This window comes from Providencia sp. PROV109 (assembly GCF_033681625.1).
Classification (GTDB): domain Bacteria; phylum Pseudomonadota; class Gammaproteobacteria; order Enterobacterales; family Enterobacteriaceae; genus Providencia; species Providencia hangzhouensis.
In genome coordinates, this window is the sequence record NZ_CP096320.1 from 2,041,054 (window position 1) to 2,061,701 (window position 20,648).

Here is a 20,648-nt window from a genome sequence, read left to right on the forward strand (position 1 = left end):
CGTATTTTTGCTTTGCGACTTGCGCGTGAATTTGGGCGTCCAGATTGGCGTCGAATGCTAAGTGAAATGAGCGCCTCCGAGTTTAGTGATTGGGTGACACACTTCAGCAAGACGCCTTTTATGCCTCAACTTGTTGATATTGAATTTGCTGCCTTGCACACCTCTCTTTATATGGCAATGAGTGGCACAAAAACCGAGTTGACCGATTTTATGTTGCTAACTGATGTTGAGGTAGATGAGGGAGAAATGTCAGACGAAGCCATTCAGTTAGCCAGTGAGGGGATATCAGGAGGGGTGCGGTATGAGCAACCAAATAGCGGATCTTGAGATTAAGATTGGCGCGAATACAACCGAATTTCTTGAAAAAGCCGGTCGAGTTCAGCGCGAACTAGAAAAGCAAGAGCGCGATGAGCAGCGATTTGAAAAAATGCGTCAAGACGCTTTAGCCAAGCAAGCGGCGAGGGCGGAAGCGGCACTTGCACGCTCACGGTCACAACTCAAGCAGTTTGAAAATGAGTCTATTTCAGCGGAGCAAAAATTAGCCAGCGAACGGAAGCGGGCTAATGCTGAATTGGATGCAGCACACAAAAATATACAGGGGCTCATTCAAGCTGAAGCGCGGCGAGCACAAAACGCCAGAAGCCAAGAAGTACTGGCTGAGCAATATTATGCCCAATTGGATGCAATTAAAGCGAATGGTAAGGGATTAGAAGATCTGAGCGCCATTAAGCGCAAAATGAACAAGGACATGCAGCAGGGATTATTGCATGTCAAAGATTATCAAGCGCTTACCTCGCAAGCAATTGGTACATCAAAATCCATTACACAGTCAGAAAATAGCGCAGCACAAGCCAAGCAGCGTTTTATTAATAAGTTAAAAGAACAGGTCACACAGCAAAACTTGTCACGTACTGAAATGCTGCGATTGCAAGCCGCACAGCTTGGGGTGTCGAGTTCAGCGGATATTTATATTCGTAAGCTGGAAAAGCAAAATAGTGTTATGAAAGGGGTAACTTTAACCTCTGGCCAGTATCGTCAAGCTATGCGTCAATTACCTATGCAAATGACCGATATTGTTACTTCTTTGGCTTCTGGCATGCCACCATGGTTAGTGGCTGTTCAGCAAGGCGGGCAAATTAAAGATTCTTTTGGTGGTTTTGGTAATTCACTAAAAGCGATCACCTCCTTAATTACACCATGGAAAGTGGCTATGTTTGCCGGCGCTGGTGCACTAACGGCTTTTGGTGTTGCTGCATACCAAGGATCTAAGGAGCTCACCGAGTACAATAAACAGCTTATCTTAACAGGAAACTATGCCGCTAAAACTCAAGGCGAACTTAACGCCTTAGCCAAATCCCTTTCGGGTGATGGCATCACACAGTACAAAATGGCGGATACGTTAGCTCAAGTGGTGGGTTCTGGCTCATTCACTGGCTCGCAAGTTGATATGGTTGCTGGCGTTGCGGCAAAAATGGAAAAGGCAACAGGGCAATCTATTGATGAAACCATTAAACAGTTTCAGCGCCTTAAAGATCAGCCTGTTCAAGCAGTCATGGAACTGGACAAATCCCTTCATTTTTTGACAGCGACACAACTTGAGCAAATAACTACGCTAGAGGAGCAGGGGAGGAAGACTGAAGCAACTAAATTAGCATGGGAGCTTTTTTCTACCTCAATGAATGAACGGACCAAGCAAATAAGTGAAAATTTAGGGACGCTTGAAACTGCATGGAAATGGGTTGGGGAAGCAGCTCAAAACGCATGGAACCAGATGCTTAATGTAGGTCGTTCAGTTTCTGTACAAGAAAAGTTAGACGCAAAAGTTAAGCAATTGGCTGCGATTAAAAAAGAACTCGAGCTAGCAGAAAAAGGGGGGGCGCCAGATACAACAGGTTATGGGGTTGGAAGAAATTCTGAGTCTTTTTTAAATCAAAATGCCACAAGAAATTTAGAGGCAAACAAAACTTTAGTTAAAAATCTCACGTCAGAGATTAAAATCCTGCAAAATCAAGTAGCCAATGAGAAATCATTTAAAGCGGGAACAAATGCTATTACTGCGTTTAATGAGAGAATGAAGAAGCAGCTTGAAGCAGACTTAGCATTAAAAAAGAAATATGAAACCGCAGAAGAAAAACATCAGAGTGAATTGAGGCGAATCAGGAATGATGAATATGCCTCTCAAGCCGCAAAAGATGAAGCTATCAAGCGAGAAAAGGAGCGGTACCAAAAGGAGATAGACCGTAAAACACCAAAAGGGAAAGCCTATAAACCTGATATGGGCACTCGGCATGACGAGTCCACACAAGCAGAGGTTACATCTCTTCAGGCACAATTAAGACTTCTTGAGCAACATTCTTCAGCAACTGATTTCCTTAGTCAGCAACGTAAAAACCTGCAATTGGAGTTGGCTAAATTTGAAGTTTTAGAAGAAGCTCGAAAGACTCGTAACTTATCTCTTGATGAACAATCCTTATTGAAAAATAAAGAAAGTATTCTTGCGAATAAAAAGCAGTTAGCGGATTTGGGTGACAAAATTGCCAAGCAAGAGCACTTAAATAAATTGCAGGATCAGGCTGATAAGTATGTCAAACAACAGGAGGCGAGGCAAAAAGCAATTGCTGATTCACTGGGTAAGTCCACCATAGAACTTCAGCGTGCCTTGGAAATGGAACAGCTTCGCACTGTTTATGGTGATACACCACAATGGAACAAAGTTAAATCAGCTAAGCAAGCTACTTTTGATAAGGAGGATGCTGCAAAAACGGATTGGGCATCAGGTGCTAGTACGGCTTGGGGGAATTATCGTGATGCAGCGTTGGATGCTAATGCACAAATCCAAAATGTAACCTCAGCTACGCTCAATGGTTTTAGTTCTCAGCTGGCAGAAACGCTCACAGGGGGTGAGGCTAACTTTAAAGATTTCACTCGCTCTATCCTAAAAATGCTAGCTGAAATTGCGATTAAAATGACCATTGTTAAAGGGTTTGAAGCCTTTGGTTTTGGTAGCGTGACACCGAATGCTAATGGTGGCGTGTACAACACTCCTGGTCTAAGTGCTTATAGTGGTCAGATTGTTTCTAAACCAACTTTATTCCCTTTTGCTCGCGGTGCCGGACTTATGGGTGAGGCGGGGCCAGAGGCGATACTACCTTTGCGCCGTGGTATTGATGGAAAACTAGGTGTTATTGCTGCGAATACGAAGCAAAATTCTGGTGATTTCTATCAAACCAACCATGTCACTATTCAAAATGATGGTTCAAATGGTGAGATTGGACCTCAAGCACTTAAGGCGGTTTATGAAGTGGGTAAAAAAGGAGCTGAAGATTACATGAGAAAGCAGCGTCGTGATGGTGGTTCATTCTCTTAATAAAGTAAATTTAAAGCCTCCAGAGTGAAGGCTAGATAATGGAGGTTTAATGGAAAAATTCAATTGGCCAATTAAACCGGGGATGAAAACGGATTTTTCACCCCGAGTAAGATCTGTACGTTTTGGTGATGGATACGAACAGCGTAAATCAGATGGGCTGAATTCACAGCTTAAAAAATTTAATGTCAATTTATCGCTACCTTTAGAAAAAGCAGATCAGGCACTAGAGTTTTTGGCTCGTCACGGCGGTGTAAAATCGTTTTTGTTTCAACCTATAAAAAGTCAGCCAGCAGTTGTAGTTGTTTGCAGAAAATGGTCTTCAGATGACGGTAATATTCGCAAAACTATCAGTGCTGAATTTGAGCAGGTTATTTTCTAAGGTTTGATTGCTTCCTCTTTTGTTTCAGTACGCTAATATAATGATAATTATTTTAATTAGAGGTCATTATGAAAATATTTGGATATGTAATTGGCGCGGTGGTAGCTATATTTATACTTATTATGGTAGCAGCAAACTTACAGAACCCAACGGGTGGTGATGCCATATCTTTCGCAAAAAAAAGAGTAAGTGAGCTAATGAAGGATCCATCTTCAACGGAGTTTAAGTCAGTAGAGTTTTTTCCTAGCACGCAGAATCAGAAAGAGGAAATTTATGGTTTTGTGTGTGGCTTTGTTAACGCCAAAAATAGTTTTGGGGCTTACACTGGATTCAATAGGTTTCACATGAATATAAGTGTTAGTAATAACGGTCGTAGTGCAACTATGTCGCCACCACTAATTGAAGATCCAACTAGTCCATCATCACCTGAGCTATTTGATAATTTCTGGAAAGATAATTGCCGAAAGAAATAAATTACGTATTAATTAAAGGCCACCTTCGGGTGGTTTTTTTGTAGGTAAATAAAATGCAAAACATCCCACCTGAGTTACTTATTGCAGTTACTGAAATTGAAGGTGACTCCGAAATCATATTATATGAAATAGATCTAACCAATATCGGTGGTATTCGTTATCGGTTTCACGACGGCGCGAATGAATTATTAAAACCGATTATTTGGCAAGGACAACAATATGAGCCTTATCCTATTGTTGGTGAGGGGTTCGAGTTTAACGGTAAAGGGCCATCAACCCGTCCAACTATTTCATTATCAAATTTATTTGGTTTGGTTTATGGCATTGCTAGTCGGTTAAATTCAGGCATCGGGGGTACAGTGATCCGTAGGAAAACGGACGCTAAGTTTCTCGATGCGGATAATTTTGCTGGTGGTAATGAAAATGCCGATCCAACTCAAGAGCAGGTGAGTCGATGGGTAATTGAGCAACTGACCTCGATAAACGCAGAAACAGCGACTTTCGAGTTAGCCGCTCCAACTGAAACCGATGGGGCGACATTGCCAGCTCGAGTCATTCTTTCTGATGTGTGTAATTTTGCTTATCGAGGTGAGGAGTGTGGCTATAAAGGTGAGCCAGTAGCTGATGAACTTGGTAACCCAACCCAAGATCCAACAAAAGACAAGTGCGGAAAGCGGTTATCTGATTGTAAATTAAGAAACAATACACATCGAATAGGCTGCTTCCTCTCCTCATCTCGCCTTAGTCAATAAGGACCCCTATGTTAGAACAAACTATTCTGGAACATGCTAAAAGCATGGCGCCACAGGAGTCGTGCGGCCTTGTGATTATTCAAGAGGGTACCGAGGTTTATATTCCCTGTGAAAATCAGCATGCCGATCCTGAAAACCATTTCTCGATTGCAGTTGAAAGCTACATCCAAGCCGAACGCTTAGGTGATGTGGCTGCTATTGTTCACAGTCATCCAAATGGAAAGCCTTACTTAAGTTCAGCAGATAGAGCTCATCAGCTCAAAACACATCTCCCTTGGTGGTTAGCGTGTGATGAAAAAATTATCAAATTTGAATGTGTGCCTAAGTTATTAGGTCGTGAGTTTGCTCATGGTTCTACGGACTGCTATGGCTTGTTTCGTGATGCTTATCACCTATCCGGTCATTCATTGCCGGATTTTGATCGCGAAGACAATTGGTGGCGGCAAGGTAAAGAGCTCTATTTAGATAATTTGACTGAAAATGGCTTTAAGCAAGTCAAAAGAGATATCCAACCCGGTGACATTATTTTGTGTTGTTACGCCAGTTCTCGCGCAAATCATGCCGCAATCTACCTCGGTGATCAGACAATCCTGCACCACGTCCCTAATCAATTAAGCAAACGTGAGGTTTATAACGAAAGATGGCAAAAAATGACTCACTCGATTTGGCGTTACCGCAGTTGGCAACCATCCGACTTTATGGGGATTTACAACGATTTGGCCGTCGATTCGATTTAAATATAAAAACCGCAGCGGAAGGGCTTCATGCCTTATTCCTTCAGATACCCAATCTTAAACAACAATTCCGCGAAGGTTGGTATCAGATCCGTATAAGTGGCTCTGATGTTAAGCCTAATGAGCTTCATCAACGTATTTATGAGCCGCTAACATCCAATGCGGTTATCCATATTGTGCCACGTATTGAAGGCGCTAAATCTGGTGGTGTTTTTCAGTTTGTGGCAGGTGCCGCTATTTTGGGGCTGGGTTGGTGGGGGCCAGCTTGGATATCAGCGACAGCTGCAACCATGATGATGTCAGCAGGTGCCGCAATGATGCTGGGCGGCGTTGCTCAGATGCTGACTCCACTTCCTAAGCGAGCCAGCTTATCTCGTTCTGAAGAAGAAAAAGGGAACACCTATTTCAGCAATCTAGACAACTCAGTGGCTCAAGGGATGGCGGTACCTATCGCGTACGGTGAAATCATGTGTGGATCGCGGGTAATTTCTCAGTCTGTCGAAATTATGGATGACAGTGAAGGCAAAGATATTGACGTAGGCAAACACGGTGGTAGTGGGGAGACTTAATCATGGGTAAAGGTGGAGGCAAGCAACGTACACCGTACGAAGCACCTAACGATTTAACATCAAGGCAAAAGCTGTCTATCGTTGACCTTGTAAGCGAAGGACCCATTGAGGGACCTGTGGGTGATTTAAAGGGCGTGTATCTTAATAATACCCCTGTGATTGACTCGTCTGGTAATAGTAACGTTAATGGCATGACGGCTCAGTGGGTCTCTGGAACATTGGAGCAGCCAGCATTAGAGGGGTTTTCTTCATCCTCAAGTGAAACTCCTGTGGGGATTGAAATAAAAAAAAGCACCCCAGTTACACGAACAATTACCTCGAGGAACATTGATCGCCTCCGCTTAACGTTTGGAACCCAAACATTGGTCGAGGTTAAGGATAACGGAGATAGAGTCCCCACTGCAGTAGAATTACAAATCCAAGTGCAGCGTAATGGCGCATGGGTGACAGAGAAAAATCTTACAATTCGAGGAAAGCGTAGTAATTCACCTTATTTAACTGCAGTTATTATTGATAATTTACCATCTCCACCATTTAGCATTCGTATGGTTCGCATTACACCGGATAGTAATAGCGATAAACTACAAAATAATACGATATGGTCAAGCTATACCGAGATCACCGATATTAATCAAACCTATCCGGGTTCAGCGGTTGCGGGGTTGACGTTTGAAAGTGAGCAGTTTGGTAATCAATACCCCTCTCGCAGTTACCTCATTAGGGGGCGTATTGTTCAGGTGCCTGATAACTATAACCCCGAAACACGAGAATATAGTGGTATCTGGAGTAGAACATTTAAACCTGCTTACACAAATAATCCTGCATGGGTTTTGTATGACTTATTGACAAATCCCCGTGCCGGGCTAGGTAAGCGGTTAAAGCTGTCAGAAATTGATAAATTTGCACTTTATGTTATTGGCCAGTATTGCGATCAGAGGGTGCCTGATGGTTTTGGGGGGACAGAGCCCCGCGTTACCTGCAATGCTTACATTACTGATATTCGTAAAGCTTATGACTTTTTTCAAGATCTCTGCTCACAAATGCGAGTGATGTTTGCATGGAATGGGCAAATGCTCACTTTCATTCAAGATCGCCCGAGTGATGTTGTTTGGCCTTACACAAACGCCAATGTGGTTGCAGGTCGATTTAATTACAGCTTTAGCCCGGCAAAAGCCCGCCATAATATCATTGAAGTGCGTTTCATTGATCCTGAAAATGGTTGGAAAACCAGCATCGAACAGGTAACGGATGATGCACTGGTAGCTCAATTCGGTCCTAACGTCTTACGCCTTGATGCTTTTGGGTGTACGAGCCGAGGTCAAGCAAGGCGCTATGGTTTGTGGGTGTTAATGACTGAAAAGTTAGAAACACAAACAGTAGAATTTGATGTGGGGCCAGAGGGTTTGCGCCATACTCCCGGTGACATTATTGAAATCATGGATAATGACTGGGTCGGTGGTGAGGATCCCATTAGTGGCCGTCTCATTGACATTAATGCCACTCAAAAAGTTTTAACTTTAGACAGGGAGATCACCCCGCCCAAATCAGGCTCAATATTTATTACCTTGATGAATGGTACTGGCAAATATGAACGTGTGAAAATTACGGGATACTTATCCAATAACCAAATCAAAGTTGAGGCTGTACCTAAAGGGCTAAAAGCAAAAACCATTTGGGGAATTAATCCGTCTGATTTGGCTCGTCGTTTATTTAGAGCCATCACCATTTCTGATAAAGGTGATGGTACCTACAGTATTATTGCAGTTCAGCATGTTCCCGAAAAAGAGGCCATTGTTGATCAGGGCGTAAAATTTGAGCCGTTACCCGATACGCCATTGGGCGGTTATATCCCTCCAGTTGAAAACCTTTCCGTTGAAGTCAGTGCGGATAGTGATAATTGGCAAGTAGAAACCAACTGGACAACAACAACCGCGATCCGTGGTGTTGATTTTATCCTCAAATTAACCCAAGCAGGGCGTATTGTTGGTACCGCTAAAACCCAAGAAAACCGTTATCGCATTGGTAATTTGCCGCAAGGTAATTACCTACTCTCTGTCGCACCACAAAATAAAGATGGGCAAAAGGGCGAACAAGCCTCGGTCTCATTTGATATTAACCCACCGCCGCCGCCGTCTTATATCGATGTTGAGCCGGGCTTTTTCAGTTTAGGGATTATCCCTCATGTGGGTGGGCAAAATGCCCTACGCCTGCAGTATGAATTCTGGTTTTCTGAAAAGCAGATCGCCAATATCAATGAAGTTGAGCTATTAGCTGAATATCTTGGCAACGGCACGATGTGGGTTATCCAAGGAAGAAAGCTTAAAGCTGGACAGACATATTATGTTTATGTCAGAACCGTGAACCCCGTAGGCAAATCGCAGTTTGTTGAGGCCAACGGCAAGCCAGAGGATCGGGCTGATGAAATATTGGAAGTTATCGGCGACAAGTTCCTTAGCGCCGAAGCTGGCCAACAAATGCAGGAGCAAATCGACTTCAATAAAGATAACCTCACTGATTTAAAAATCGATAGTGACGATTTTAGGCAGAAGGTTATCAGTATTGATCGCGAATTAGAGGCGGTTAATGAAGCGGTCATGGAAGTTGTTCACTTTTCGACTGAAAATTACTATGAACTCAAGGAAGAATCCGCTAAAGGTAAGGCGTCAATTAAGCAGTTACAACAAGTTCAAGCTGACTTCACTGCCTCTCAAGCAAAGTACCAGCAAGAGGTTGCGGCTCAATTTGAGCATACGGCGGCTGATGTTCTGAATGTTCAAAATGCGCTAGCAAAATCAAATGAAGCTTTTGCAGAGGATATTAGGCAAGTTCGTGCTGATTTAGGTGAGACCAACGAGGAAGTCGGCACTATTAAAGGCCGTGTAACGGATATCGCTACCGCTACCACTGATTTGGAAAAGGCCCAGGCTAAGTTTGAGCAATCAACAACCGCCCAGTTCGGTGAAATGACCGGCTATATCACCAACATCAATCAAACTATCACTAACCTTGAATTTTCTTTCTCTGAAGCACTAATGCAAACCAATGCACAAGTGAATGAAACTAATTCAGAGCTATTGAAAACAAAAGCAGAAGTGACTCGATTAGCAACGGCAACAGCAACCAATGAAAAGGCCACATCTGAATTAGCTGAGAATGTAAAAGCGCAGCATGAACAATCTGAAGCTGAATTTGTTGATGTGCGTAAATCAATCGCGGAGAAAGATAAAGCCCAATCTGAGCGCACAGAACAACTTCGTGCAGAACTCGGCAAAGATATCAATGCTAACAAAGAAGAGTTATCTAACATCAATGCGGTAGTGACTCAGCACACCGAGTCTATTGCGACACTTGAGGAAACGACAACTCGGGTTGAACAGACGCAACAGAGTCAGCACGAAGAGACCCAAGCGAGCATTGGTAAGTTAACTGAAACAACGGCAAATACTGATAAAGCATTAACGGAGGCAAAAGAACAGTCAAAAGCACGCTTTGAAGATAATGAAGCATCAATTAATCATATCGAACAGACGATGAGTAATGAAGAACTGGCGCAAGTGGAAGCTATAGGGCAATTAACAGCCCAGCAAAACGTGCAAGGCACTGAGATTTTACGTGCTAAAGCTTCAATTACGCGCATTGATAAAGTTGTTGCTGATAACAATCATGCATTTGCACAATCAATTGAACGTCTCGATGCTCAATTTGATGAAACCCATGCAGCGATTGAGAAAATGTCAAAAGTAGAAGTCGACCACCAAGGGAATGCGTCTTCTATCATTTCATTTAAAGCTGCGGTTATGTACAACGGTGAGTATTATGATGCTGAAATGATAATAGGTGCTGGCGTCAAAAATGGAAAGGTGACCACGCAAATTGGTTTCAGTGCGGATACGTTTGCCATTTTTAACCCCGTTAGCGGTAAATTAGAGACTGCGTTTGCTGTTGAGAACGGACAGGTATTTATCAAATCAGCATTCATCGGGAATGCCACTATCACAAGTGCAAAAATTGCGGATGTGCTCCAATCTACTAATTTCAGTGATGCGAACAAAATAGGGTATCAACTGAATATGCGCACAGGGGAGGAAAAGAAATACGGAAACGGCACACAAGGTTATTGGATAGAAACCAATGTACTCAAACAACTGTTCAGTCGTGATGGCAAGTTAAGAATACGAATGGGGATGTGGTAATGGGAATAGGGCTCGAAATATACGACTCAAAAGGTCGATTAATTATCAGCGAAAATACCATTATTCCCCGCTATTTGGGGAACTTTAAATTATCACTGGGGAAAAATGGCAGCTTAAATGTTCCTACGATTACCCTTGGTGGGAAGGTATTGTGCCATTTTTCAATCCGATGGCGCTTTATTCCGAATGATACTTTTGGTGTCAGTATGCCAAATTACCAGAAATATACGTTGAATGGCTCGACTATTAATTACAACGTCGATTACCCCATATACAAATGGGAGAATGATGGAGCAGGCACAGGAGGCACACGGTTTTATGACAGCTTTACGCATCATGTGACGGTGTGGGCGATATGATTGGACTTGAGATATTTAACGGCAAAGGCGACCTGCAGCTAAGGGATGACCTTGAAACAATGTGTCTGCATAAAAAAATTGAAGGCTCTGAATGGGGGTTAGAAGAACGGATACTATTTCCCATTGTTGACACACTAAATGGCTCTTATCATGTTGCTCCTGTCTCCCAAGTCGATTACCCAAAGTCTGGTATAGGCCTTGAGATATTTGGCGCTGATGGAAAAATCAAATTCTCATCATTAGCGAAGTTTATTTCTTTTGCGGGGGAGTACAATGTAACGTGGGAAAATACGGGGACTGGGGAGTTTAGGTTCAACGGTATTGCGGGCCATCGATACGGCTGGATACAACAAAGTGGGGATAGATATCTTCACTACAAAAATATCAGGCAATATTTAGATCACTTTGATTATGAATATTACTATGAAGCGGATGTGTATTCCGAAGGGTATTCATACGTTAACGACAAGGATGGTTTAACGATTAAATATTACTATGAATTTGTTGCCCATATTGATAGTTATATTGACCCACCACCGACGAGAGAAGGGACAGGTCGGTTTCTTCAAGGGATTATCATTGATATCTCTATGCTAGATACTTAATTCAATCAGATTGCCAAACAAGCCGCTTAATTGCGGTTTTTTTGTATCTAAATTTCGGAGAATAATATGTACAACACAGGTACAGTCACAACAACAGCAAACAGCACTAAAGTAACCGGCACAAACACAAAGTGGAAAGACAACAACTCACTTGTATCAGCAGAGCAAGTTATTTTAATTCAAAACGGAACGACAGTTTACATTAACAGTATCGCATCAATTCAAAGTGACACTGAGTTAACATTATCTTTTGCGGCTCCAGCGGCCGTAAAAAATGGGAGTTACCGAATATTAACAACAATGGTGAACTCTATTTCTGATGCTGCAAACAAGTTAGTTGCAATGAACAATGCAAATGCATCATTTAGTGAAGTCTTGAATCGAATGTTTACAGAAACGGGAATTATCACAGTTGTATTACCCGATGGGACGACATTAAAAACAAAAACATTTGCTGAAATGGATAAGCAGCTAGAGGGGAAGTTTGATAAAAAAGGAGGGGCTATTGATGGAGCGGTAACAGTAAAATCATTTCATCTTATTACAGATGGACAAACAAAAAGAGTTAATTTGTTTCCACCACAGCCCGACTCAAATGAAGCATACTTTCAGTATAATGACGGACCTTCTTGGAGTGGTCGTATAAGAATACCTCATCGCGCGGACTCTGGGGATCTAATGCTGGTAGGTGATTACGGCGTTGGCATCGCATCATCTACTGACGGAGGTCCGACAAAAGACTGGAATAAAAATGGTTTTTACATGGGGAGGAAAGAATCAGATAATAGCGTTGTCTTCGGTATTTCATGTAATCACTCTAATTCAAACTACGGCTTTAATTTTTATTCTAGAAATGGGAATGTATTTTTTATCTCAAAAGAGGCAAATACTAGTTCTCAAGAGTACCTTTTTTACACAACAAAAAACACAACAAAAGACTCCAACGGCAACTTAAAAGCCGCATCACCGATTGTTAGGGTTTTTGCTAACGATGTCGACCCGAATGAAGAGGCCGAAGGTGTAACACTCAAAAAGTTACACACGGGAATTTATCAATTACATGGTGTTCTTGGTCTACACTCTGATGCTAGCTGGGGCGGTATTAACGGAGGTATCACAATCCCCTGTGGTATTAACCAACTTCCACTTGTGTACGCGCTTTATGATGTACTGGAGAAAGGCAAGCCACACCCATTTGACGGCCGTACTGTTGAGCCTGATGAGGATGGGGATATTGTTCTATACACATCTTATCGTCAGCATGATTTACCACAGAACATACAGTATGAACGCTTCAAGCTTTACCCTGAGTTTTTGCGTGATGCTACAGAGGGCGAGGAATCAATACCGGGCTTTGATGGAAAAGTTGAATTAACACCAGGAGAGCCTTGTGATATTCCTAATGGCCACTGGATTGACGTGCGCGTAAACATGCCATCAAGTTCTATCTACAATCAAAAGCAAGCTGAAGCTGAGAGACTCGCTAAGATAGAAGCAGAGCGATTAGCGCAAGAAGAAGCTAAACGTGCAGTAGAGGAAGCGGAAAGGGCAGAGCAGGAAGCTGTGGAACGTAAACAGTATGGCCTTGATGATAATAGCGTATTGCTGTAATTAGGTGCAAAAAAGCCGCATTATTGCGGCTTCACTTACTATACGCATTCAGTAGTTCTTGAATACTAACATCAAGAATGTTAGCTATCGCGAATAAGTCATCGATGTATATTGATAACTCACCACTTTCATATTGTATATATTTTTTTTCAGAGGCTGTTAAGCCTTTTGCTATTTCTTTGGTTGAAATATTTTTAGCTAACCGCTTATTTTTTATAAGGCTGCCGATTGCTTTATTTCCCATATCCCTCTCAATCAGTCCAGTTGCAAAGTAAGTTAGTTAGGGTGAGAGGGTATTTTACAAAAAATAATACAGGCTTCAAACGAAACAAGGCTATGCAAGTATTTTATAAACAGAGCAACAATAAAAACTAATGCGCCAGCTCGAGTAGTTGGCGCACTTAGATCACTTATCAAAATATTCCACTTCGGCTTCTTGGGCTTCAGGAAGCCAATCACCATCGATAAATATCTCTTCCAGTGTTTCTTCAATATAAGTTTTCTTATCATTCTTCCCAAGACCGTCAATAGACACATTATCTTGAGTACTCCAGTTTATATCGACATTTAGGTCGGGGTATTTGGGGCTTAGTCTTTTGGTGATTTCATTTCTTAATGCTTCAAAAGTACCTGTAGGTAACTGACCTTTTTTATTTCGGTTAAAGCGGATCTTGATAGTAACCATAAAACACTCCTTCGCAGGCTAATTGACTGGATTTATGTACAGTGTATTTATAGCCAGTGTTTTTATTTTTGGCAAGGAGTACAGTCAGAAATAATCATGTGTTGTCATAATAAATGTGTACATACGTGTGTGCATAATAATTAATTTTAATCATACTAATGGCTTTATCTATATGAATATTATGAATTTTAACATTTTATGTTATGTTATAATTCAAAATACCCCATGATAAGCTCCTGATTTTCTATTTAAGGGATGTCAAACAAAGTGTTAATAAATTACAGTTATTAACAATCTGCTTGAATTAAGAGTAGTCGCTATTAGGTGTTATTACTAGAGAGGAAGGTCCAATTCAGAGAAACTTTTTTTAAAAAAAAGCCTCTGGTATACAGAGGCAATCGTAGGATATATATACTCGTCATAATTCAAGTTACAGCGTTGTTGACGGAATTCATTCGTCGCCTAACTGCACCATGAGTTATTTAGAGTGTAGAACTCTTTATTGTCTGGATAAGATATCGGCTTTTATTGATAGGTGCTATCTGGTTGTACTTATCAATATAAAAGGTTTTGCCGATAACTTAATTAATTTTTATTGATACCATTATTACTGTGTAGCTGGGACACGAATTGGCTCTGGTGTTGGCATGGCATTCATTGGTTTAAATTCAGGGACTTCCATCACTGTAACTTTGACAATATAGCGTTTGCCATCTTCAATTTTGGGCGCATTATTGGCCAGCTTTTTTGCAGTTTCATTTGGTGTCATCGTTTGTTCCGCAACGCTATACACCATATTGTGATGGTTACCCATGTGCTGACGAGGCATTTTGTGGTTAACGCCATTTGCTGCTGCGGTAAAGCCGACGGTTAATAATGCTAAAGCTAATAAACTGGTATTTAATTTTTTCATTTCAGTATCCTCTGTATTGGTGATGGGCAAATCATTCACCAATTCATATTGTCTCGCAATCGCTTTTACCTCCCCTGACGGAAGCTCCATAATTACTGCACTTTTTATTCAAGCTTGAACCATAATTTATATAAAACAGTGGCTTATTAGACGGTAATTTACATTTTTAGACCACTTGTGCTAATGCAAATTTCAGTGCTGGAGACATCAAAGGGGATAGTCTAGGATGGTAAGCTAGGTTAAACAAAATTCTAACAAAGTGAGTGTGTATGTCAGATAAAAAAATACCCCTTTCTTTACTCGACCTTGCGCCAATCATTCAGGGTTCGACGGCGAAAGAGGCCTTTGCTCATTCCCTTGATATTGCTCAGTTAGCAGAAAAACTCGGTTACCACCGCTATTGGCTTGCGGAACACCATAATATGACTGGGATTGCCAGCGCGGCGACCTCGGTGTTAATAGGCTATCTTGCCGCAAATACTCACAATTTACGTTTAGGTTCTGGTGGCGTCATGTTGCCGAATCATTCACCGTTGGTGATCGCAGAGCAATTTGGCACACTAAACACACTTTACCCTGAACGCATTGATTTAGGCATAGGGCGTGCTCCTGGAAGTGATCAGCGAACGATGCAAGCTTTACGCCGCCATATGAATACGGATATCGATAATTTCCCGCAAGATGTTGCGCAAATCATTAATTGGTTTGATGCTATAAACCCAGATCCAGCAGTGCGTCCAGTGCCAGGCTTTGGTGAAAAAATTCCGGTTTGGTTGTTAGGATCGAGTTTATACAGTGCAAGGTTAGCCGCGCAAATGGGGCTTCCTTTTGCTTTTGCTTCTCATTTTGCCCCTGATTTATTATTACAGGCGTTGGAAGTTTATCGTGCTAATTTCCAGCCATCTCAGAGACTCTCTAAGCCGTATGCGATGGTTTGTATCAATATCATTGCCGCGGATACTCAACGTGAAGCAGAGTTTTTATTTACGTCGATGCAGCAAGCCTTTGTTATGTTACGTCGTGGTCAACCTTCTCAATTGCCTGCACCTGTTGAGAGTATGGAAAATATTTGGTCACCCGCTGAAAAATTTGGTGTCCAACAAGCATTAGGCATGTCATTGGTAGGGGATAAAACCAAGGTACGTCATGGGTTGGATACGATATTACGGCAAACTCAAGCGGATGAAATTATGGTAAATGGCCAAATTTTTGATCATCAAGCTCGTTTATACTCTTTTGAGTTGGCGATGCAGGTAATGAACGAAATTATGTAATTTAAATAGCTGGATGATTAACACGTGTGCAAGGACGCATTTTTCAGACTTGGCTCAAAAAAGAGATAACCCAGAAAAATCTGGGTCATTGACGGCTAGCACGCTATTTGTGGTTGATGAGGCTCTAAAGGGGGTAAACCATGAGCAGCACGTGCTCTATCGCACGCCTCATTGTAAATACCATCTTGCCAAGATTGTTCAAACTCGCGGCAAGGTGTAGGCCTCTGTGCGTATATCGAACAAGACACGCATTCTCCAATGGTGCCCTCTAAAGCGCTACAACGCGTATTATGTTTTTGGTTTGTTCCCTGCATACAACTCATAAATGGGGTTATTTGCTCAGTTAAATGTTGTGGTACAACACCACCCCCACTTTCAGCCTCAGCCCAATAAAAAGAGACACGAAAATAGGCACAACATGCACCGCAGCTTACACAAGGGTTATCTGAAGGATCAGTTTTTAGGATATGGACATTATTAGTCATATTAAAAAACCATAAATGATGTTGATAAAATACCCATAGAAAATGGGTTGACGCAACACAAGCAGGAAGCTCAAGAAAACGTTGCTCAGGCTTTATTATCTTACGTTATTCCAGTTTATTGCAATATTATTCAGCACAAAAAACTGATTTTTTTGATATTCCCCAAGGTAAATAAATTTCACATACTTATCATAATCATAAAAAAACCTGCCAGAAGGCAGGTTTCGTTTGAATCATAATGATAAGTTAAACGTGTTTTAAATCTGCGTCATCATTTTGATTGAATATCGCTTTATCTGTTTCACCCATCAACTGGCTAGTCACTGTGCCTGCTGTCATTGAACCACTGACATTCAATGCAGTACGACCCATATCAATTAATGGCTCAACTGAAATTAACAGAGCAACTAATGTAACTGGTAAGCCCATCGCTGGTAGTACAATTAACGCGGCGAAAGTTGCACCGCCACCAACACCCGCGACACCTGCGGAACTGATAGTCACGATACCGACTAATGTCGCAATCCACAGCGGGTCGAATGGATTAATACCCATTGTCGGTGCGACCATCACGGCTAACATTGCAGGGTAAATACCCGCACAACCATTTTGCCCAATTGTTGCTCCGAACGATGCAGAGAAGCTAGCAATCGATTCGGGAATACCGAAACGACGTGTTTGTGTTTCAATATTTAGTGGAATACTTGCAGCACTTGAACGGCTAGTGAATGCAAATGTCAGAACTGGGCCCGCTTTCTTAAAGAATTTAATAGGGTTTAAGCCAGTCGTCGCCACTAAAATACCATGTACAACAAACATAATGCCTAACGCAACATAGGACGCAATAACAAAAGTGCCTAGGTTGATGATGTCATGCAAGTTTGAACTTGCTACGACTTTAATCATCAGCGCCATCACACCATATGGCGTTAAACGCATGACCAAGCGAACTAATTTCATTGCCCAAGCTTGCATAACATCAATCGCTGCTAAGGCTTTTTCACCACGCTCTTTATCATCTTTAAACAGTTGCAGTGCGGCAACACCTAAGAAAGCAGCAAAAATAACGACACTAATAATTGACGTTGGGTTTGCACCCGTTAAATCTGCAAATGGATTTTTTGGAATAAACGATAAGATTAGCTGAGGCACGGTTAAGTCAGAAACTTTCCCAATATAGTTGCTTTCTATTGCTGATAAACGTGCTGTTTCGGATTGACCTTGCACTAAACCTTCGGCAGTCAGGCCGAATAAATTGGCAATTAAAATACCAACTAACGCCGCAATAGCTGTGGTAAATAACAAGGTGCCAATTGTTAAAAAGCTAATTTTACCTAGCGAAGAAGCTTTATGTAGCCTTGCCACTGCACTTAGTATTGAAGCAAATACCAATGGCATAATCACCATTTGTAATAGCTGCACATAACCATTTCCGACAATATTAAACCACAGAATGGAGTCTTTTACCGTTTGGTGGCCACTACCATACACGAGGTGCAGTACTACCCCATAGGCAACACCGAAAACCAGACCGACTAACACTTTTTTAGATAGGCTCCAGCCTTTAGCCCCTAGTTTTGCCAACAGTATTAGTAGTGCTACAAAGCCGAGCACATTAATAATTAGAGGAATATTCATTCCGAACTCCAAATCATATTTTTATAAGGTATGTTACTTGCCCTTTAGTCCTTATTGGTTATAAGGATTTAGTTGCTTCAAACAACTGGTTATATGTTATCAGTTGATAAAACACATTTCTTATATCAAAAAGTAATAATATAGTATTATTCATACTTACATTATATTACAAAACTATAATTTATGTGGGGAGATATGTATCTATTTGATTATGAATGTATTTTAAGATCACATCAACATGGCTATAAAAATCAAATTGATAACCTGCAGGTAACAAGCAGGCACAAACAGTCAAAACAATGGCAACAAAGCGTTCTCCACGTTGGCTATTTTTACCGCGGATCATGGGAAAACAAAAACGTTGAGGGAGTGGCCATAGGAATGGTACTCCTGAAGGGGTGAGCATGTCAGCGACTAGATGACTGATATAACCTAATAAAAAAGCTTGGATAATATCATTTGGAATTGCCCATTCGGTTGGTATCCATTGATAACAAGAAATCATCAAAAGTAACCATGCAACTAAGCTATGAGTAAACCCCCGGTGCCCACACAATTTGGAAATGGGTAATGAAAAAATCCGTAGTAGTCGACCAGGAATTGAAGAGGGGTGGTCAATATCGGGCAATAATGCGCCTAATAAGGCCCCTGGAACCATGTGCAGCCAATCACCATGAGCAATCTCTGGGGTGATTTGAAGTTTATGAGCCATTATTAAAGAGGCGACGGAAAAAAGCAGATGCCCTTCAGCTGTCATGGTGGATAAAATACCATCTGTTTATCTATACAGTTGATTGGCAGTATAAAGTGTTTGAAAAGAATATGATAGTGGTAGAAAGATAAAAAAACTCTTATTTATTAGCAAATAAGGGAAGTATTTTATAATTTAACACAATACCCCTACCTAAATTAGATAGGGGAGAACGCTTATTAGACACTCAAGGTATTCTTAACGTAAATGTTCAGCCTTTAAGTCATTCAGTGAGGCTAATTTGATATCCGCTAAACCAAAGCGCGGGTCATTAAAATGCTTGCTGTCAGGCACCACAATTGAACGCATTCTGGCGGCTTTTGCAGAAATCATACCGTTAAATGAATCTTCTAATGAAACGCAATTGACGGGTTTAGTCGATAACTCAGCTGCTGCTTTAAGATAAACTTCAGGATGAGGTTTACTCAAGGGTAAATCAGATGCGGAAATAACCGCGGAGAAATAATCACGAATATCGAGAAGGTTTAATACTTTTTCCAACATGTACAAAGGAGAGGCTGAAGCCAGCGCAATTTTTAAATCCATTGAACGGCAAAGTTACATCGCATGTTGCACACCCGGTAGAATAGGGCGAGTTTCTTCAACTAAGCCAACAACACGGTCAATAATGCGTTGTGTGGCTTCTTCTTGGCTGCATCCTTGCCAAGGAGAGGCGTGGTACCAAAGCTCCACCACATGGTCAATACGTAAACCCAAGGTATCAGGCAGGGTATCCGCAATTGAAACGTCAACACCCAATTGTGAAAAAATCTCAAGTTCAGCCTGTGCCCAAAAAGGTTCCGAGTCGATCAGTAAACCATCCATATCAAAAATGACCGATTGGATGGGAAGATTATGGTACATGTCAAAACTCCATTCATGTCGTATTTATTAACGAAGAAGTCATGATATCAGTAAACTGACTTTAAGCGTATTACTTGAAATCAGTATTAGTCTAATATTGAGGAATATTCGGACAGTATGAAGTAAAAGTATAATGGTAATGAATAGCCTCACTATTTTGATTAGTCTGAAAGTCTATATATTATTATTAATCGTGAATTGAAATTTGGAGGCAATGAATATTTTCAGCTATGATTAGCGTTGAATAATCATTGTAAAAATTTATCAAAAATCATAACGCTGAGGAAAAGCAGTAATGAATTACCATAATGCCAATTATGTCGCAATCGGCAAACGTATTCTGGGTTGGGTTGTTTTTCTGTTAGCATTAATTTCGACATTGGCGTCTTTAATTAAACTGGCAGGCATGAAGGGGCTCGCAGGAGAAGGGATTAATGCAGTCGCTAATGATTTTATTAAATTAATGGCGGAAATGACCCGTCAAAGTACACCATTCCTAAATTTCTTTTGGAATAACTCACCAGTACCTCAAGTCGCTAATGGGTTTTCCGGCAGTAATATCAGCTTTATCATCATCTTTATTTTTATTTTTGTTGGGCTCGCGTTAAGTGCATCAGGTTTGCGCATGTACCGGCAAATTAAGTTTATTCGTGAAAGTCTAGAAGATCACGTAATCATAGAAAAAGCAAAAGGGATAGACATCTCAAAAGAAGAGCTTGAAGCTAAGGTGACTATTCCTCGTCATACGATATTCACTCAATTTTTTCTTCTTTATTTTTGGCCAATTGTATTGGGGCTAGCGTTGTATTTTCTTCTGCGTTTCCTTAATTGGTAATTTTCGAATTTTCGTCATACTTCGAGCTGTAGCGGTGTTGGCTTCTTTCGGCTATTTGGGTCACATACTTGTGTATGCTCCCCAAACTATCCTCAATCGCCGCCTTGCTACAGCTCGAATTATTTAGAAAATTAATTATTCGTCGTACTCCATGCTATGAG

19 protein-coding genes and 1 pseudogene are annotated in these 20,648 nt (G+C 41.3%); 13 read left to right on the forward strand and 7 right to left on the reverse strand.

Annotated features, from left to right (window positions below; all coding sequences use genetic code 11):
* The first annotated feature begins 12 nt into the window (after positions 1–12).
* The 11 genes from M1F25_RS09435 to M1F25_RS09485 all read left to right on the forward strand — a co-directional run bounded on the left by M1F25_RS09435 (position 13) and on the right by M1F25_RS09485 (position 13,042).
* Entirely contained in the window at positions 13–327 is a 315-nt protein-coding gene (locus tag M1F25_RS09435; RefSeq protein WP_181489613.1) for a phage tail assembly protein T, read from the forward strand.
* On the forward strand, positions 302–3,367 hold the full coding sequence (locus tag M1F25_RS09440) for a phage tail tape measure protein (RefSeq protein ID WP_181489614.1): 3,066 nt from the start codon (positions 302–304) through the stop codon (positions 3,365–3,367). Before M1F25_RS09435 ends, M1F25_RS09440 begins: the two co-directional genes overlap by 26 nt.
* Before the next feature lie 49 nt (positions 3,368–3,416).
* Positions 3,417–3,746, forward strand: a complete 330-nt coding sequence (locus M1F25_RS09445) for a phage tail protein (RefSeq protein WP_094963150.1) — start codon at positions 3,417–3,419, stop codon at positions 3,744–3,746.
* 68 nt (positions 3,747–3,814) lie between these two features.
* A complete protein-coding gene (locus M1F25_RS09450; RefSeq protein WP_125892302.1) occupies positions 3,815–4,219 on the forward strand; it encodes a hypothetical protein in 405 nt (134 codons plus the stop codon).
* A gap of 53 nt (positions 4,220–4,272) precedes the next feature.
* Positions 4,273–4,971 carry a phage minor tail protein L gene (locus M1F25_RS09455; RefSeq protein ID WP_125892300.1) on the forward strand — a complete coding sequence of 233 codons (699 nt, stop codon included), beginning with the start codon at positions 4,273–4,275 and terminating at the stop codon, positions 4,969–4,971.
* 8 nt (positions 4,972–4,979) lie between these two features.
* Positions 4,980–5,708 (forward strand): C40 family peptidase, encoded by a 729-nt coding sequence (locus M1F25_RS09460; protein WP_181489615.1) that lies wholly within the window; start codon positions 4,980–4,982, stop codon positions 5,706–5,708.
* On the forward strand, positions 5,612–6,274 hold the full coding sequence (locus M1F25_RS09465; RefSeq protein WP_125892296.1) for a tail assembly protein: 663 nt from the start codon (positions 5,612–5,614) through the stop codon (positions 6,272–6,274). The genes M1F25_RS09460 and M1F25_RS09465 overlap by 97 nt, the downstream gene beginning before the upstream one ends.
* 2 nt (positions 6,275–6,276) lie before the next feature.
* Complete coding sequence (locus tag M1F25_RS09470) at positions 6,277–10,467, forward strand: phage tail protein (protein ID WP_232368738.1); 4,191 nt, start codon at positions 6,277–6,279, stop codon at positions 10,465–10,467.
* Positions 10,467–10,826, forward strand: a complete 360-nt coding sequence (locus M1F25_RS09475) for a hypothetical protein (protein ID WP_232368739.1) — start codon at positions 10,467–10,469, stop codon at positions 10,824–10,826. Before M1F25_RS09470 ends, M1F25_RS09475 begins: the two co-directional genes overlap by 1 nt.
* The gene (locus tag M1F25_RS09480) at positions 10,823–11,431 is read left to right on the forward strand and encodes a hypothetical protein (protein WP_109913099.1); all 609 of its coding nucleotides are present in this window, start codon (positions 10,823–10,825) and stop codon (positions 11,429–11,431) included. Before M1F25_RS09475 ends, M1F25_RS09480 begins: the two co-directional genes overlap by 4 nt.
* 66 nt (positions 11,432–11,497) lie before the next feature.
* Complete coding sequence (locus tag M1F25_RS09485) at positions 11,498–13,042, forward strand: hypothetical protein (RefSeq protein WP_181489617.1); 1,545 nt, start codon at positions 11,498–11,500, stop codon at positions 13,040–13,042.
* A 31-nt stretch (positions 13,043–13,073) separates the two neighbouring features.
* Here the strand turns inward: M1F25_RS09485 and M1F25_RS09490 are convergent, their stop codons facing one another.
* The 3 genes from M1F25_RS09490 to M1F25_RS09500 form a co-directional block, all read right to left on the reverse strand.
* A complete protein-coding gene (locus M1F25_RS09490; protein WP_094961282.1) occupies positions 13,074–13,286 on the reverse strand; it encodes a helix-turn-helix domain-containing protein in 213 nt (70 codons plus the stop codon).
* A 162-nt stretch (positions 13,287–13,448) separates the two neighbouring features.
* A complete protein-coding gene (locus M1F25_RS09495) occupies positions 13,449–13,727 on the reverse strand; it encodes a DinI-like family protein (RefSeq protein WP_181489618.1) in 279 nt (92 codons plus the stop codon).
* A 607-nt stretch (positions 13,728–14,334) separates the two neighbouring features.
* The gene (locus M1F25_RS09500; protein WP_004263615.1) at positions 14,335–14,730 is read right to left on the reverse strand and encodes a hypothetical protein; all 396 of its coding nucleotides are present in this window, start codon (positions 14,728–14,730) and stop codon (positions 14,335–14,337) included.
* Positions 14,731–14,909: 179 nt separating this feature from the next.
* On the opposite strand from M1F25_RS09500, the gene M1F25_RS09505 reads away from it, so the two are divergent.
* Positions 14,910–15,914: a luciferase-like monooxygenase gene (locus M1F25_RS09505; protein ID WP_110591596.1), complete on the forward strand. Its 1,005-nt coding sequence runs from the start codon at positions 14,910–14,912 to the stop codon at positions 15,912–15,914.
* 95 nt (positions 15,915–16,009) lie between these two features.
* Here M1F25_RS09505 and M1F25_RS09510 read toward each other — a convergent pair whose 3' ends face one another.
* The 4 genes and pseudogenes from M1F25_RS09510 to hxpB all read right to left on the reverse strand — a co-directional run bounded on the left by M1F25_RS09510 (position 16,010) and on the right by hxpB (position 19,652).
* Positions 16,010–16,399 (reverse strand): YkgJ family cysteine cluster protein, encoded by a 390-nt coding sequence (locus M1F25_RS09510; RefSeq protein WP_004263619.1) that lies wholly within the window; start codon positions 16,397–16,399, stop codon positions 16,010–16,012.
* Between the two features lie 246 nt (positions 16,400–16,645).
* The gene (locus M1F25_RS09515; protein WP_004263624.1) at positions 16,646–18,037 is read right to left on the reverse strand and encodes an L-cystine transporter; all 1,392 of its coding nucleotides are present in this window, start codon (positions 18,035–18,037) and stop codon (positions 16,646–16,648) included.
* 181 nt (positions 18,038–18,218) lie between these two features.
* Positions 18,219–18,794: a metal-dependent hydrolase gene (locus M1F25_RS09520; protein ID WP_004263626.1), complete on the reverse strand. Its 576-nt coding sequence runs from the start codon at positions 18,792–18,794 to the stop codon at positions 18,219–18,221.
* A gap of 192 nt (positions 18,795–18,986) precedes the next feature.
* Positions 18,987–19,652: pseudogene (gene hxpB, locus M1F25_RS09525) on the reverse strand (hexitol phosphatase HxpB).
* Between the two features lie 295 nt (positions 19,653–19,947).
* Between hxpB and M1F25_RS09530 the strand changes: the two are divergent.
* Positions 19,948–20,487 carry a YniB family protein gene (locus M1F25_RS09530; protein ID WP_004263634.1) on the forward strand — a complete coding sequence of 180 codons (540 nt, stop codon included), beginning with the start codon at positions 19,948–19,950 and terminating at the stop codon, positions 20,485–20,487.
* Positions 20,488–20,648: the final 161 nt, after the last annotated feature.